Source organism: Pseudomonadota bacterium, assembly GCA_030860485.1.
Taxonomy (GTDB): Bacteria; Pseudomonadota; Gammaproteobacteria; order JACCXJ01; family JACCXJ01; genus JACCXJ01.
This window is the reverse complement of sequence record JALZID010000098.1, coordinates 11,789-27,519: the sequence shown is the minus strand read 5'-3', so window position 1 is coordinate 27,519 and position 15,731 is coordinate 11,789. Positions and strand designations below refer to the sequence as shown.

Below are 15,731 nucleotides of genomic sequence, written 5' to 3'. Positions count from 1 at the left end.
AGGGATCGATCCGATCATCATCATTTCACCGTCCCTACAGCATCAATGACCGTTCGACCAACGATGGTCCCGCTCAGCACCTGCGCCGCCGCTGTACCGTTCAACCTTAGTCCGACAGGCTGCTAGGCATTCTACGAGCCCCCCGTCAAGAAGACAACCGTCGCAGCAAGCGTAACGCCGAACCGCACCCTATCCGGTGTTTCCCATGCACGATAGCAACCGTACCGGGAAGACCATGGGCGATCCCTGAGTTGCGCCTCGCCCCATCGAGGATACAATAAAAGCCTCCTCAGGAAAATCTGTAGGTAAACTTCGGCTCGGGTAGGGCGCCAAGTGTATGATACAAAGCGACTTCCAGCCCGTGATAGGTCCGAAAACCATAGGCCTTTCTGGTAGTGAGTCTGGCTTTAGCGTTGAAGCCCTCGACCACGCCGCTCGAGAGCGGGCCTTTGGCTCGGAACCAGTTGAGGATAAGCGGTCGATGGCCCCACAACATGCGGGCGACGCGCTTCATCGGCCCGATCTTCGATCGCATCGTGCGCATGCACCATCGGTCGAGGAAGCACCCGGCCCAATAGGGCGAGCGGTAGCCCCAGAAGAACTGGAAGTCCTCCTTGAGCAGGTAGCTCCGCACGCTGCGCAGGTTGTACCGCAAGAGATCCGCCAGCCGCAGGTGTCATACCCTGCCCCGATTGGGCATTGATTAGGGCAAATACGATGAAAAAAAAAGGCACGTTGTTAGGTAGTGTGTTGGCCGTCACAGTGTCGTCCGCCCTCGCTCTGGCGGCTGACCTCGATACCTCCGCCGGATTACAAGGAACTACTCCCTCTCCCCTCCAAAACACGGCGTTGGGCGCCAAGGAATTCGGGGCAGAATGCGAGTCGGTTGATAACTCGACCGCCGCTACTTGGAATGCCGGAGAGTTTTGCTTAGCTTCGGACCACAGCACGTCGACAACGGACTTGGCGGATCCTGCGGTTGCCAATGACGCAGACGTAGCAGCCTCGCAGCTCCCACGGGTCCCGCTTAGAGACGGCAGCTCACTTAGTGAATCACGTCGTTCCCCGAGTGCCGGTGCACCGACGGGTGCGCAATGCGTGTCGGTTGGCGGCTCGACCGTCGCTACTGGGAATGGCGGAGCCTTTTGCCTAGCTTCGGATCTCAGCACGTCGAAAACGGGCTCTGCATATTTTGCGGTTGCCAATGGCTTACCCGCGGCGGGTCTGCAGTTCCTACAGGCCACGTTTCGAGACGGCAGCCAACTTGCTGGATCACGTCCTTTCCCGAGTGCCGGTGCACCGACGGGTGCGCAATGCGTGTCGGTTGGCGGCTCGACCGTCGCTACTGGGAATGGCGGAGCCTTTTGCCTAGCTTCGGATCTCAGCACGTCGAAAACGGGCCTTGCATATTTTGCGGTTGCCAATGGCTTACCGGCAGCGGGTCTGCAGTACCTACAGATCACCTTTGCGGACGGGGGCTCGCCTGGTGGATCACGTCATTCCCCGGGTACCGGTGCGCAATGCGTGTCGGTTGACGGCTCGACCGCGGCTACTCGGGATGGCGGACGGTTTTGCCTAGTTTCGGACCTGAACACGTCGGGCACGGGCTTCGCGAATTTGTCGGTTGCCAATGACTTACCCGTGGCGGGTATGCAGTATCTACAGGTCACGTTTCGAGACGGCAGCCCACTTGATGGATCAGGTCATTCCCCGGGTGCCGGTGCGCCGATGGGTGCGGAATGCGTGTCGGTTGATGACTCGACCGCGACGACTGCGGAAGCCGGAGAGTCTTGCCTAGCTTCGGACCTCAGCACGTTGACAGCGGGCGCCGCGAATTTTGCGGTTGCCAATGACTTACTCGTAGCGGGTTTGCAGTACCTACAGGTCACGTTTCGAGACGGCAGCCCACTTGGTGGATCAGGTCACTCCCCGGGTGCCGGTGCGGAATGCGTGTCGGTTGGCGGCTCGACCGCGGCTACTGGGAATGCCGGAGGGTTTTGCCTAGTTTCGGACCGCAACGCGTCGAAAACGGGCTTCGCGAATTTTGCGGTTGCTAATGACTTACCCGTAGCGGCCTTGCAGTTCGTACGGGTTCCGTTTAGGGCCGGCGGCTCACTTGATGGATCACGCCGTATTCCGCGTGCCGATGCGCCAATGGGCGTTGTCATTTCCGATCCCGATAGGTTTCCTATTCAACGCCTATCCCCGCCTGCTCTCGCCGGTATCGCAGATCGTCCACAGCGCTATTTCCGCATTAGTGAGCGAAGAAGCGGGATTGTCATGAACTCAAGCCCACACGGGCGCCGTCATCCAGTGTTCTGGCTCAGCCGCCCGCTTCGGTGACCATCGCCGGGACCTTCGGCAACGACACGCTCGTCGGCACCCCGGGCAACGACGTCATGCATGGACGGGGCGGTAACGACGTCATTCACGATCTCCAGGGTAATGACGTCATCTGCGGAGGCGCGGGTAACGATCAGCTATCCGGTAATCAGGGTAAGGACCAGCTGTTCGGCGGGACTGGAAACGATGTCTTGAAGGGCGGCACGGACAACGACCGGCTGTTCGGGCATGAGGGCAACGACGCCATGGATGGACGAAGGGCTAACGACGATAACTGCAACGGAGCCATCGGAGCCGATACGGCCACGAGCTGCGAACAACCGCGAAACGTGCCGTAGTCCTGAGCCAGGCCAAAGCTCGGCTAAGGAGGCGGGGTCCTGGTCGCTAGCTAAACCGGGTCCCGCCTGCTTTTTTACGGGGCTCAGGGGTAACGCCGTTGAGGCGCCGGCCTCAAGCGGCGGCGCACTCCCACGAAGCCGCGCCGGCGCGAGCGCAGTGCCAGGGCCGATCCCTTGTGCCGGCGTCCGCGTTGACAGGGTCAGGCCGCCATTCTAGTGCGGTCTCCGGTGGCGCTCGATCGACAACACCGACACACCACACGTTGCTACACTACGCACTCCCAGGAAAGTCACCCTATGAACATGCGATGCGCAGAGATCCCGCGCCTCATGGCACTCGCTTGGTGTTTCGCGCTCCTCGCAACACCGAAAGAATTGTTCGCGACGCCCGCCGAGGAGTGCGGGAAAGCCCCGCCCGAAGGCAACGGTCGGGGAGATGCTGGTGTCGCTCTACCCGGAGGCCGGACCGCGGCGGAACGCCTGCGCACGCTCGGAACCCGCCTACATCGACATCTGCAAGGGGACGGCGGCGGTGCAGTGAACACCGCGTACGAGAGGGCGCAGTGTTGGTGAAAACTACTGCGCTCCGGATCTCGCGTTGCGTCCTCCCTTTGCTCGCGACGGTTTTCTCATCACTCTCAGGTCTGCGGTGGCATCGAGCGGGCGGGCGGGGCAGGCTCCATTCGCAGCGCCTCTTCGAGGGCCTCGCAGGGCGCTGCCCTTGGCCCGACGCCGATCGATACCGGGTGGCCATGTGTTGAAAGGCGGAGCGCCCGACCTGAAAACCCTGTCACCTTCGGCGGAACCCGGAGCGCTACCCGCAGTCATCAAGCTCATCGTACGGGTTCGGTTGTACCGCTCGATGAGGCGTTTTTTGCTGGTCCGGGACGTTTTCGAGTGCACCTACCACTCGCTGCTCGGCCGAAGGGTAGGAATTTCAACGCGGTGATGCAATAGCTCCTGTTGGGTCGAGCAGGCCGGCTGGTTGCCTGGCAGCTAAATCGCGTAACCCGCCTCCCGAACGCGCGCATGAGGCATACTGTCCGTCATGCCTCATGATGCTTGCGCGTATGTCCCCGGCGGTTCGTATTTTTCACGGTGGCGTTGCTGGAACACCACGGTTGCTTGCTTACCAAAAACATCGACGCCTTACACCGAGCCGTCCGTTCCGTGCGCGTGGCGCTGTATTCGCTGCAACGGGCCGTCGCCGGTGATGACGAACCCTGGAAACTGCATGAGTGCGGTTGGGACGAATGTACATCGGATCGTATGGCGGGCCTAGGAATGGCACGTTATTGCTTCGGGCTCGCGACGACCTTTCACGACCCGGCCCTCGCCATCGTCGGCCCGGATGGCGAGGTGCGCTACGCCGAGGCCGCCGAGCGTTATCGCCAGGACAAGCGCGCGACCAACGCCGAGCCCGATCACATCTTCCAGACCGCCGAGCTGATAGAGACCTACTGCGAACCGGATGCCGAGTTCGTGGTGGGCCGGACGTGGGGCGCGGGGAGCGCACGCCTGCCCGCGTGGATCGGACTCGCCAGCCGTTTCGGGCTCTTGGAGCCCGGCATGATCGCGCGCCTCCCGGATAGGGGCGTCGCCAAGCTGTTGCTTTTCCGCCCCTACCAGATCCATCACCTGACGCTCTGCGTGCGGAGCAGCCACCTGAAGTCGGGGGCCAATCTGGCCTTGACCCTGCGCCAGATCTGGGGTAATCGCAAGCTGTCGTTTCTGGATTTCGATCACCACCTGACGCATGCGGCCACGGCATGCTACACCAGCCCGTTCTCGGAGGCAGCGTGCCTGGTCGTCGACGGCATCGGGGAGCACGGCTCGGTCGCGGCCTACACCTACCGCGACGGGACGGTGACGCCGCTCGCGCGCCACCGCGGTTCCGAGAGCCTCGGCGCGCTCTATATGTTGGTCACCGATCTGTGCGGTTTCTCGCTATTCAAGGGCGAGGAATGGAAGGTGATGGGTCTCGCGGCGTATGGGCGACGGGACGCCGACCTTTACCGCGAGCTCAGCTCCATGGTGCGCGCGGTCGGCCTCGGGCTCCGTTACGCGCCCATGCGCCGGATCCGAGCCATTGTGCGCGCTCTAGAAACGCGGCGGCGCGCGCCGGACCGAAGCCCTCTGGCGGCGGCCGATTTGGCCCATACCTGGCAGATCGTGTTCTCGGAGGTGATGGATGCCCTGCTCGGCCGACTGCACGTCGCGACGGGTGCGGAGAACCTGGTGCTCTCTGGTGGCTGTGCCCTGAATTCGAGCTACGGCGGCCAGATCCTCGATCGCACCCCCTTCAAGAGGCTGCACATCCCCTCAGCGCCGGGCGACGACGGTAATGCCCTGGGTGCCGCCTGGCTCGCCCACCGGCATTTCCATCCAGAATGGCGGTCCCGCGCAGAGACCCACACGCCCTATCTCGGCTCGTCGATGTCCGGAGAGACGCTCGAGCGGCTGTTTCGCATCGGCCGTGTCCCGCGACTTCGACATCTCCCCGGTGAGGTGCATCGCAGAGCCGCCGAGGCCCTCGCATCCGGTGCCATCGTGGGGTGGGTGCAGGGACGCGCGGAGTTCGGTCCCCGGGCCCTGGGCAATCGATCGATCCTGGCCGATCCCCGCGATCCGGCGATGAAGGATCGGATCAATGCCCTGGTCAAGTTCCGGGAGGAGTACCGGCCCTTCGCTCCCGCGATCCTGCACCGGTACGGTGACGAGTATTTCGCGGATTATCAGGAGTCCCCCTATATGGAGCGAACGCTGCGGTTCAGGAAAGAAGTCGTCGACCGGGTGCCCGCCGTGGTACACGCGGACGGCACCGGCCGGGTGCAGACGGTCAAGCGCGAGTGGAACGAGCGGTTCTACGAGTTGATTGCCGCCTTCCATGGTCTGACCGGCATCCCGCTCGTCCTGAACACGAGCTTCAACATCATGGGCAAGCCCATCATCCATTCGGTCGAGGACGCCCTGGGGTTGTTCTATACGACCGGGATGGATGTGCTCGTGATCGAGGATTATCTTCTGGAGAAATAGGGAGGGTCCAGGACTTCCGGCTCAATTGCCAAGTCGCCGATCGAAAGAAAACGTGTGGCTGATCTTCATCGTGACCTCCGGAAATCGAGGGTGTAGCGGGTTGATCACGATATTTCCGGCCTCCCGGACGATGGCCGAGGGAACGATGAGTTCCAGTGCGAGCGCCGACCGGAAAAACTCGGCCCGATCCGCGCGGAAGTGTCACGAGCGGGTACGGAATCCCATCACGCGGGCAGGGAGGTGGGATCCCTTTGCTCGTAATTTCTCCGGCGGGGCACGGTCGCGGACCGGCTTTCGCTCCAGTTGCGCCCCCGGGTTCTCTTGGCATTCGTTCATGCAACCCATTGCAGCTAATTCTGAAACGCTCGAGCGATTCCGGCACCTTCTCTTCATGTTGCCGCCGTTGCTCCTCTACGCCCTGGCCGTTGTCCTGTTCGAGGCCAGCGGCGATGCCGAGAAACCCTTCACCCCTCAGCTCCTCGCAGCGGTGCAAGCGGGGCGCGTACCGGGTCTCGTTCAGGCCTTGGCGGAGCTCAAGGCGCGGCTGGTGTGGTTCGCCGCCGCGCTCCTCAATATCGTGGTACCGCTGGTGGCAATGCTCTATTGCGTCGTGACCTTGCGTCGCTCGGTGGGACGAGGACAGCTCTTCGTCACCGCCGCCGTCGGCGCCCTGATCGGCGCCGCGATTCTGGGCCAACTGGCTTTCGGCGCTGGACAAGGGAGCGTTTTTTACCAACTCGTCTTCGGGTTCACCTACTTGACTCTGATGCATGAGGGAGGCTTCGGCGACGAGTTCCTGCAAAAGGTCTATGTGATCATCGCCCTCATCAACGTGCTCGCCACGATCCCGCCGGTCTTTATTCTGATGACGACATGCGCGACGGTAGTATTCCTTGCGATTGAAGACGACCCGGAGAATATGGCGGTGCGCGCGCGCAATCTCAAAAAGGTCATCGTCGTCGCGTCTGTGTTCATGGTCGTTGGGGTGTTGCACATGAGCGTCTGGCTCGCGTGGACATCGAGTCTAGTGAGCGATCCCAGCTTGCAATCCGGGCTCTCGGGCGTGGCCTGGTCCGTTTCGGCCTATTGGGGGGGTGGCGTTCACCACAGTGCTGATCGGAACCTATGTGCCCCCGGCCCTGTATCTGAACAAGCGAGCGCATGCGCTCGTCAGAGAGATCGGTCAGGCGACGACGTCCGAGGAGACGGAGCAGTGGCTCTCGGAGCGAGGCCTTTCGCTCAAGCTCAGCAACTAGGCGACCCAGTACCTGAGCATCATTGCGCCCGTCCTTGCCGCGCTGTTGAGCGCGACCATGAGCTTTAGCTAAGGAAACCCTGCGACGGCTATCGCGCAACGCCACCATCCGAGAGGGCCCGAGGTGGATGGACCGTGATCCCGATGGTTCGGTGTCCGCGCGTGCCCGTGTCCCCGCTCAGCCGGACGACATTGGCGCTCGCAAATAGCGTGAAATTGAGCGTCGAGCGCCTCGACCTACTCCCGTGACGTCCTAAAAAGCGTCTGGATCCGCTCCTGGATCCGTTCCGCGGCCGCGCGCGGGTCCGCGGCATCGCGGATCGGGCGGCCGACGACGATGTAGTCGGCGCCACTACGAAACGCCTGCTCGACATCCACCGTGCGCTTCTGGTCGTCGGTGTTCGCCACCGGGCGGATGCCCGGGGTGACGATGAGGAACCGATCTCCGAGTGATTCACGCAGCCGTTCGGCCTCGAGGCCCGAGGAGACCACCCCGTCGCAGCCGAGGGCCAGGGCGCGTCTGGCGCGGGACAGCACCAGCGCTTCCACATCGCACTGGAAGCCGAGGTCCGTGAGATCGCCCTGGTCCAGGCTGGTCAGCACGGTCACCGCGAGGATCCGGACCGGCCCCTTCTCGCCGGCCGCGGCAGCCAGGATCGCGTCGTTGCCGTGTACGGTGGCGAAGGAGGGCCTGTGCTTGGCCAACTGTCGGACCGCAAGGCGTACCGTTTCGGGTACATCGAAGAACTTGAGGTCCACCATGACCTTCTTGCCCTGCCCCGCCAGCCGGTCCATGAATTCGAAGTACCCCTCCGCCATGAACAGCTCGAGCCCGAGCTTGTAGAAAGACACGGCCTCACCCAATGTCGTGACCAGACGGATCGCATCGTCCGTGCTCGGGACATCAAGGGCGAAGATGAGTCGCTCGGCGGCGGGAACGGCTTTCGGGGACAGGTACGGCGCCATGGACGCGGCGGCTCGGGTGAATGGCGCTCCCTAGGGGAATCGAACCCCTGTTTTCGCCGTGAGAGGGCGACGTCCTGGGCCGCTAGACGAAGGGAGCGGGCGCAACAAAAAGATGGTATTAAGTATTATAAGCACGATGGTATTATAAGCACGTAGGCGAGTCGCTCCAAAGCGTTCGGCGCCCCGCACCGATGGACCCTCAAACCTCCGCGACAGTCACCCATCTCCGGCGCCCACCCCGCGTCATCCCCCGCTCGGGCCATATCATCTCGCGCGCCAACATCGACGAGCGGGCGTTGAAGGTGCTGTACCGCCTGAAGAGCGCCGGCTACGAGGCCTATCTCGTCGGCGGCGGCGTGCGCGATCTGTTGCTCGGGCGCGAGCCCAAGGACTTCGATGTCGCGACCAGCGCCCTGCCGGAGCAGGTGCGCGAGCTGTTTCGCAATTGCCGGCTGATCGGCCGCAGGTTCCGTCTGGCGCACGTCCATTTCGGGCGCGACATCGTCGAGGTGGCGACCTTTCGCAGCCCGCACGCCGCCGGGGCCGACGAGGGGGGGGCCGTCACCGATGCCGGCCGCATCCTGCGCGACAACGTCTACGGCGACATCGACAGCGATGCCTTGCGTCGCGACTTCACCGTCAATGCCCTCTACTACAACATCGATGACTTCTCGGTAGTGGACTATGTGGGCGGCATGGAGGACATAGAAGCCGGACGCATCCGCACCATCGGTGACCCGCACCTGCGCTTCCGCGAGGACCCGGTTCGGATGCTGCGCGCGGTCCGATTCGCCGCCAAGCTCGGGTTCACCATCGACCCCGCGACCGAGCGGGCGATCTTCGATCTCGGCGGCCTTTTGGCCGAGATCCCGCCCTCGCGCCTCTTCGAAGAGATCCCGAAGCTGTTCCTGGCGGGGTACGCCGCGCAGAGCTTCGAATCGCTGCGCCACGTGGGTCTCTTCGGCGAGCTGTTCCCGCAGATCGAGGCGTGTCTCGGCGAAGAGGAAGGCGGGTTCCCGCACATGCTCCTGGTCCGGGCGCTGGAGAACACCGACCGCCGGATCGCGGCGGGCAAGCCGGTCACCCCCGCGTTTCTGTTCGCGGCCCTCTTGTGGGACCCGCTGCGGCGGCTCATGGACGAGCATCGCGGCCATGGGCTGGCCGCCATGGAGGCACTGCAGCTCGCGGCGGACACGGCGATCTCGCGCCAGATCGCGCGCATCGCCATCCCACGCCGCTACACCCAGGTGACGCGCGATATCTGGACCCTGCAACCCCGGCTCGCGCGCCGCACCGGCGCATATCCGTTCCGCGCCCTGGCGCACCCCCGGTTTCGCGCCGCCTATGACTTCCTCGAGCTCCGCACCCTGGCGGGCGAAGAGGTCGCGGGCCTTTTCGAATGGTGGACCGAGTTTCAGCAGGCGGGCGAGGAGCGCCGGCGGGCCATGATCGAGACGGTGCCCAAGGCCGGTTCGACGCGCCGCCGGCGCCGCAGGCGCGCGTCGAGTTGATGGCGGAGGCGCCGCTGTGGCGCGGGGACGGTCCCGTGCGCTGTTATGTCGGTCTCGGGAGCAACCTCGACGATCCGGTGTTGCAGGTGCGGCGCGGCTTGACGGCGCTCGCGGCCTTGCCGGATACCGAGGTCGTCCAGCCTTCCTCCCTCTATCGCAGCCCCCCGATGGGTCCACCGGGCCAGCCCGACTATGTGAACGCCGTGTGCGCGCTGGCGACGCGCCTGCCTGCCGTGCGCCTCCTCGCCCACCTGCAGGGCATTGAGGACCGGCACGGGCGGGTGCGCGGGCCGGTACGCTGGGGGCCGCGTATCCTGGACCTCGATCTCCTTCTCTACGGGGACGCCGAGCTCTCTGGGCCGGACTTGACGGTGCCACACCCCGGGCTCGCGGAACGCGCCTTCGTGCTGTACCCGCTCCTGGAGATCGCGCCGGACCTGGAGGTCCCGAGCCTGGGGCCGATCGCGTCGTTGATCCGGAACTGTCCGGTCGCGGGCCTGGAAAAGATCGGATAAGTGCTTTGCCGGATCATGGGTAGGATCTCGATCACCGATCTGAACAGGCTGAAGGGCATGGGTGAACGTATCGCCTGCCTCACGGCCTACGACGCTACCTTCGCACGGCTCTGCGATCGAGCTGGTGTCGAGGTGCTCCTGGTCGGCGATTCCCTGGGCATGGTGATCCAGGGCGGCGATACGACCCTCGAGGTGCGCCTCGCCGACATGATCTACCACACGCGCTCTGTGCAGCGAGGGTCCGAGCGGGCGATCATCGTCGCCGACATGCCGTTCATGAGCTACGCGACACCGCCCGCGGCCCTGGGGAATGCCGCGCGGCTCCTCGGCGAGGGCAGGGCCCAGGTGGTCAAGCTCGAGGGGGGGGCGTGGCTCGTCGAGTGTGTGAGGCTCCTGTGCGAACGCGGGATCCCGGTCTGTGGCCATCTCGGGCTCACGCCGCAGTCCGTCCACCGGCTGGGCGGCTATCGGGTGCAGGGGCGTTCGCCCGAGGCGGCAGAGGCCCTGCGGCGCGACGCCGAGGTACTGTGCCGGGCCGGCGCCCAGATGCTGGTGCTCGAATGCATACCGCGCGGGCTGGCGGCCGAGATCACGGCATCCGTCGACATCCCCGTCATCGGCATCGGCGCCGGCCGCGACTGCGACGGCCAGGTCCTGGTGCTCCACGACATGCTCGGCGTTACCGGGCGCAGCCCGCGATTCTCCAAGGACTTCCTGGCCCCGGCGGGGAGCGTGCCGGGGGCCTTGGCGGCCTATGTCCGCGAGGTAAAATCGGGGATCTTCCCCGGCCCCGAGCACGGTTTCGACTGATGGAGAAGGTTGCCCGGTCAGGCACCCTGCGCGATCGGCTGCGGGCATGGCGCAGCGGCGGGCAGCGCATCGCCCTCGTAGCGACGATGGGCAACCTGCACGCCGGTCACCTCGCGTTGATCCGCAAGGGGCGGACGCTGGCCGAGCGCAGCGTAGTATCGGTGTTCGTCAACCCCACGCAGTTCGTCTCCGGCGAGGACTTCGAACGCTATCCGAGGACCCTGGAAGCGGACGCGCGCCTGCTCCTCGAAGTGGGGGTGGACCTGCTCTTCGCCCCGGAGATCGGCGACCTCTATCCCCACGGCCTCGCGGGCCACACCCGTGTGGAGGTACCGGCGCTCGACCATATCCTGTGCGGGGCGTCCCGGCCCGGGCACTTTACGGGTGTCGCCACCGTGGTGACCAAGCTCTTGAACCTCGTGGCGCCCGATGTCGCGGTATTCGGCCAGAAGGACTATCAACAGCTCGTGCTGATCAGGCGCCTGGTCGCCGATCTCGATTTTCCGGTCTCGATCGCGTCCGTGGACACCGTCAGGGAGGCCGATGGTCTGGCGCTCAGCTCGCGCAACCGTTATCTCAGCACCGAGGAACGGGCCGTCGCGCCCGGACTCTATCGGGTGCTTCGGCACGCGGCAGAGGTGCTGCGCTCGGGGAACCGCGACTATGCCGCTGTCGAGGCGGGGGCGGGATCGGACCTCGAGGCCCTCGGCTTTCGCCCCGATTACTTCGCGGTGCGGCGGGCGAACGATCTCATGGTGCCCCGGGAAACCGATATCGATCTGATCGTGCTTACGGCCGCCTGGCTGGGCCACACCCGCCTCATCGACAATACCGCCGTGCAGTCGTCTCGTTGAAGGGCCGGCGCATTTAGGCCATAATCCCGGCCCGGCATTCGTGGGGTCGCCCGATGTATCTGACTGTACTGAAAGCCAAACTGCACCGCGCCCGGGTGACGCACTCGGAGCGCGAATACGAAGGTTCGTGCGCGATAGATGGGCGGCTCCTGGACGCCGCGGGGATCCGGGAGTACGAGCAGATCCAGATCTATAACCTCGCCAACGGCGAACGTTTCACCACCTACGCCATCGGCGCCGAGGCCGGCTCGCGCATGGTCTCGGTCAATGGCGCGGCTGCCCACAAAGCCGCGCCCGGGGACCGTGTGATCATCTGCAGCTACGCCGGCGTCCGCAAGGAAGAGCTGGCCGGGTTCGCGCCGACCCTGGTGTATCTCGACGAGCACAACCGCATCACGCGCGTCGGTCACGCCATTCCGGTACAAGCCGCTTGACCGGACGGCCGGCCGGGACACCACTCCCGGCGCTTGTTCCCTGGGTCCGTGGTCAAGTCCAAGTTGTTAGCACGATCGTGATCGATCGACGCCTCAACCTTGACAGAGCGTAAGCGACCGGTATGATGGACACCCGGCCGGGGTGTTCGGGCGCGGGCATGCTCGAGTCGCAGTCCGAAGTGTTTTGTAAACTGTCAACGAAGAGGAAACTACAATGGGTGGAATTCTGGAAGCGGTCGAGTTGCTGAAGTCACCGGTCGGGATCATCGTCTTACTGGTCGCCGTCGGCGCGATCGTGCTGTTCGTTCGCTGGGTGAAACAAGACTAGCCCGGCGGCGTTGCGTGGGGTCGAGCCGTGACTGTGCCCCCCTCCCGGATCGGGAGGGGGGCACGGCGCGGGGTTTCGTCCCGGGAGTCCAGCGAGCGGGTGGGGGAACATCGGGTCGTAGCAGGGGCCAACGCCACCGTTACTGCGTCGGCGGCGGTCCGTTTTTCCCAAAACGAGGCGCACTAGCGTTAGCTAGGGCAGACCTGTCCTGGATCGCGCCTCGGAAGCGGGACGAGCGAGGTTGGGGGGTAGTTGATCTGGTAGCCTTGCGTGTCGTCCAACGTGTCGCGAATCGAATTCGCCATTTGGAACTTCCATTAACTCTCCGAGGTCCGATTCCTTTTCCATAGTGTAGGCCATCCGTTCTTGGACGAGAACGGTGAGGGAACTCACACGCGGAGAACAGGCAGGGCCAGCCGGTCTCCTGTCGTTTCGGTCCCCCGATGGCTGCGATCGGCCGGCATCGTTGAGGTCGACTGACCTCCAGGTCCTTTCATATCACAGTGCTTGCAAACCTGCGCACGAGAACGCGTCCTGAGCGCATTTCACGCCTTGGCGGCGTGCTGGTTTGGTCTGGATCAAACCTTGGGGGCGATGCCGGCCATCGCTTCGGAGCGGGAAGAGTCACGCATCCGCTCATGTGAGCGCGCGATGTGTCGCATCGGAGCGTGATATTCAAGAGGCGATGCCGCGTCGCATCGTGGAGACTGGTCTTTGAAGATCCCAACCCGTAGAACACTGACCATCGTGATGGTGGTCGTCCTCGTCATTGCTACCGGCGTTGTGTCCTGGTGGTGGATGCGGATGCCGCCTTATGAGCCCGCGCCTCCCACCAAGGAGTTCGCGATGGGGAAGGTGGAACCGCCCTGCCCGGACTTGCATCCGGGCTGGCGGCCGTCCCAAGTCATCGACGACGTCACCATCGACGAATCCCTGGGCTGCGAGCCCGACAACCCCGCATTCGTGGCTGCCGTCACGAAGGGCACCAATAACGTCTCCCACACGACGCTCATGGAGTCCGGTCTGGCCATGGACGCGGTGGTGCTGGAGAACGACCGGGATGGGGACGGCGATCCCGATGTCGTCCATATCAAGCTCGAGGTGGCCGAGCTGAACGGGCGGTCCCCCGAGGTGGACTTCCCGGTCCCTACTTACTCTATCGCACCCGGGATCCAGCCCGGCTTCTGGACATTTGTGCCCAAACCCCACGGCATGGCAACCAAGGACATCTACAGCATGGCGGCCAGCCCGCTCTTGCGCATGCCCTCGCCCACTATTCGGGTGGAGGCGGGCGACACCGTGCGGGTGACGCTCGAGAACACCCACTACCTGCCCCATACCATTCATTTTCATGGCGTCGATCACCCTTACTTCCTCGATAATCCCCTGCACGGGGAGCATCGCGGGAACGACGGCGTGCCCGAGACCAGCCATAGCGCGACCATGCCGGGCGAGAGCTTCACCTACGAGCTGACGCCGAGGCAGACGGGCACGATGCTCTACCATTGCCATGAGCAGCCCCCGGTGCATGTCATGATGGGGCTCATGGGGATCTTCGTGGTGGAAGAGAATCGCCCCGACAACTGGGTCCAGACGCTCAATGTCGGCGCTGGCCAGGTGCGCCACCCGGCGGCCGCCATCAAGGAGCGATACGCGAGCGAGTACGATCTGCTCTATCAGGAGGTGGACCGCGATCTCGGCGACGCGATCAAGGCCGCGAACGATCCGCGCCTGATCGGCAAGGCCACGACCAGCGGGTTCGATGTCACCAAGGCCTCGTCGGAGTATTTCCTGCTGAACGGGTACTCGTTTCCTTACACGATCCGCGATTCGCTGATCATCGTCGAGCCCAACCAGAAGGTGAAACTACGCATGGCGAACGGCGGAGACGATCGCAGCATCGCCATCCACACCCACGGCCACAAGCTCGCGATCACCCATTACGACGGCATCGAGCAGAACCCCACGGCCTGGATCACGCGCGACGTGTTCGATCTGGCCCCCGCCCAGCGCCTCGATCTGGTGTTGGATACCACGGATGATGGACTCCGCAGCTATGGGCAGGGGGTGTGGATGTTTCATGACCACCGGGAGAAGGCCGTCACCAATGACGGTGTCTTCCCGGGCGGAAACATGGGCCTCATCGTCTACAAGCCCTACCTTCGGGAGCAGGGCCTGCCTACCCTCCACGGGGTGGACCTCAAGCCGTACTTCACCAAGGAGTTCTATCAGAAGAAGTTCCCGGTCTGGGCGAGCTACGACCGGGATCGCATGTTGGTGGAACCGGAGAGCGTCCCCCCTTCGCTGATGGGGGCGCTATCGTTGGCCTTTCTTGCGGGCCTGGCACTGGGCGCGGTCGGACTCGCCGGGTACCATTTCGGGCGCACGAGCAGGGTCGGCCGATGAGACGGGCGCGCCTGGCGTGCCTGTGCGCCTGTTTGACAGTCGTCTTGTTCCCCGCTTGCCAGCAGGCCGCCGAGGAGGAGGCCAAGCCGGCAGCCACGGCGCCGCCTCCGGCCGGCCAGCCCACGCCCAAACTACGGCTACCGGCGGAGGGACAGCACGCCCATCATCAACACGATGGGATGGACATGGACCTCGACGGTGCCGTCATGAACGAGAACACGGAGAAGCTGCCGCAAGACTGCCCCGAGATCGCGGGAGACGTGGAGATCACGGTGAAGACGGGGAAGAAGTACGCGCGACAGTACCCCGGCAAGATGTTCAGCTATGACCGGAACGAATGGGAGGCGGGGCCTTGCACGCGGGTCAAGCTGACCTTCATCAACGAGGACCCCGTCCGGCATCAGTGGATGGTGCATGGCTTACCCAAGTATCTCTATCCCGAAGCCATGTTCCATATCGAGGTCACCGGTCCTGCGCAGAAGACCGGCACCTTCATCCTGCCGAGCACGAAGAGGACCTACTTTGTGCATTGCGACATCGCCCAGCACATGGAAAAGGGCATGAAAGCGCAGTTGAAGGTCGCGGGTGGGGACGGCGACCTGCCCAGCATCCCCGGCATCGTCGGTGATCCTTACCCGGACCGCTACGAAGTGGAGGATTGGGGCTGGCAGGCGGCCCTTGCGGTCGGCTTCGCCGGTCTCCTGGGTGCCGGCCTGACGTTCTGGTTCGGTCGGAAGGCCGGTCAGTCGAGTCGATCCGAGGCGCCTTGACGGCGATCGGTCGCGGCAAAAAAATGGGGGGCTGTCACCAGCCCCCCATTTGCATCGATCCGTGGGATTACTGGTTGACCGAGGGTTGTCTTGCCTTCTCTTCCTCGGTCATCGGGGCATTGGTGGATCCCTGGTAATTGCTAGACTCCGGAGGATCGTACCCGC

General features: G+C 64.1%; 12 protein-coding genes, 1 tRNA gene and 1 pseudogene. 11 read left to right on the top strand and 3 right to left on the bottom strand.

Annotated features, from left to right (window positions below; genetic code table 11):
* Nucleotides 1-289: 289 nt before the first annotated feature.
* A pseudogene (locus M3461_05835) lies at nucleotides 290-670 on the bottom strand (transposase).
* Between the two features lie 1,449 nt (nucleotides 671-2,119).
* Between M3461_05835 and M3461_05830 the strand changes: the two are divergent.
* The 4 genes from M3461_05830 (at nucleotide 2,120) to M3461_05815 (ending at nucleotide 7,041) form a co-directional block, all read left to right on the top strand.
* Nucleotides 2,120-2,284, top strand: a complete 165-nt coding sequence (locus M3461_05830; protein ID MDQ3773904.1) for a hypothetical protein — start codon at nucleotides 2,120-2,122, stop codon at nucleotides 2,282-2,284.
* 55 nt (nucleotides 2,285-2,339) lie between these two features.
* Nucleotides 2,340-2,681, top strand: coding sequence for a hypothetical protein (locus M3461_05825; protein MDQ3773903.1), 342 nt, complete (start codon nucleotides 2,340-2,342; stop codon nucleotides 2,679-2,681).
* A gap of 1,269 nt (nucleotides 2,682-3,950) precedes the next feature.
* Nucleotides 3,951-5,717 (top strand): nodulation protein nolNO, encoded by a 1,767-nt coding sequence (locus tag M3461_05820; protein ID MDQ3773902.1) that lies wholly within the window; start codon nucleotides 3,951-3,953, stop codon nucleotides 5,715-5,717.
* A 391-nt stretch (nucleotides 5,718-6,108) separates the two neighbouring features.
* Complete coding sequence (locus M3461_05815) at nucleotides 6,109-7,041, top strand: hypothetical protein (protein ID MDQ3773901.1); 933 nt, start codon at nucleotides 6,109-6,111, stop codon at nucleotides 7,039-7,041.
* A 168-nt stretch (nucleotides 7,042-7,209) separates the two neighbouring features.
* On the opposite strand, the gene pyrF is transcribed toward M3461_05815, so the two are convergent.
* Nucleotides 7,210-7,938, bottom strand: coding sequence for an orotidine-5'-phosphate decarboxylase (pyrF, locus tag M3461_05810; protein MDQ3773900.1), 729 nt, complete (start codon nucleotides 7,936-7,938; stop codon nucleotides 7,210-7,212).
* Nucleotides 7,939-7,959: 21 nt separating this feature from the next.
* Nucleotides 7,960-8,035 (bottom strand) — tRNA-Glu (locus M3461_05805).
* Nucleotides 8,036-8,129: 94 nt separating this feature from the next.
* On the opposite strand from M3461_05805, the gene pcnB reads away from it, so the two are divergent.
* From pcnB to M3461_05770, 7 genes are all read left to right on the top strand, one after another.
* Nucleotides 8,130-9,449: a polynucleotide adenylyltransferase PcnB gene (pcnB, locus tag M3461_05800; GenBank protein MDQ3773899.1), complete on the top strand. Its 1,320-nt coding sequence runs from the start codon at nucleotides 8,130-8,132 to the stop codon at nucleotides 9,447-9,449.
* Nucleotides 9,449-9,964 (top strand): 2-amino-4-hydroxy-6-hydroxymethyldihydropteridine diphosphokinase, encoded by a 516-nt coding sequence (gene folK / locus M3461_05795; GenBank protein ID MDQ3773898.1) that lies wholly within the window; start codon nucleotides 9,449-9,451, stop codon nucleotides 9,962-9,964. Before pcnB ends, folK begins: the two co-directional genes overlap by 1 nt.
* Nucleotides 9,965-9,979: 15 nt before the next feature.
* Nucleotides 9,980-10,774, top strand: coding sequence for a 3-methyl-2-oxobutanoate hydroxymethyltransferase (gene panB, locus M3461_05790; protein ID MDQ3773897.1), 795 nt, complete (start codon nucleotides 9,980-9,982; stop codon nucleotides 10,772-10,774).
* Nucleotides 10,774-11,628 (top strand): pantoate--beta-alanine ligase, encoded by an 855-nt coding sequence (panC, locus tag M3461_05785; GenBank protein ID MDQ3773896.1) that lies wholly within the window; start codon nucleotides 10,774-10,776, stop codon nucleotides 11,626-11,628. The genes panB and panC overlap by 1 nt, the downstream gene beginning before the upstream one ends.
* Before the next feature lie 53 nt (nucleotides 11,629-11,681).
* Entirely contained in the window at nucleotides 11,682-12,062 is a 381-nt protein-coding gene (locus M3461_05780) for an aspartate 1-decarboxylase (GenBank protein ID MDQ3773895.1), read from the top strand.
* A 1,042-nt stretch (nucleotides 12,063-13,104) separates the two neighbouring features.
* Nucleotides 13,105-14,796 carry a multicopper oxidase domain-containing protein gene (locus M3461_05775; protein MDQ3773894.1) on the top strand — a complete coding sequence of 564 codons (1,692 nt, stop codon included), beginning with the start codon at nucleotides 13,105-13,107 and terminating at the stop codon, nucleotides 14,794-14,796.
* Entirely contained in the window at nucleotides 14,793-15,566 is a 774-nt protein-coding gene (locus M3461_05770; protein ID MDQ3773893.1) for a copper oxidase, read from the top strand. The genes M3461_05775 and M3461_05770 overlap by 4 nt, the downstream gene beginning before the upstream one ends.
* Nucleotides 15,567-15,731 lie beyond the last annotated feature (165 nt).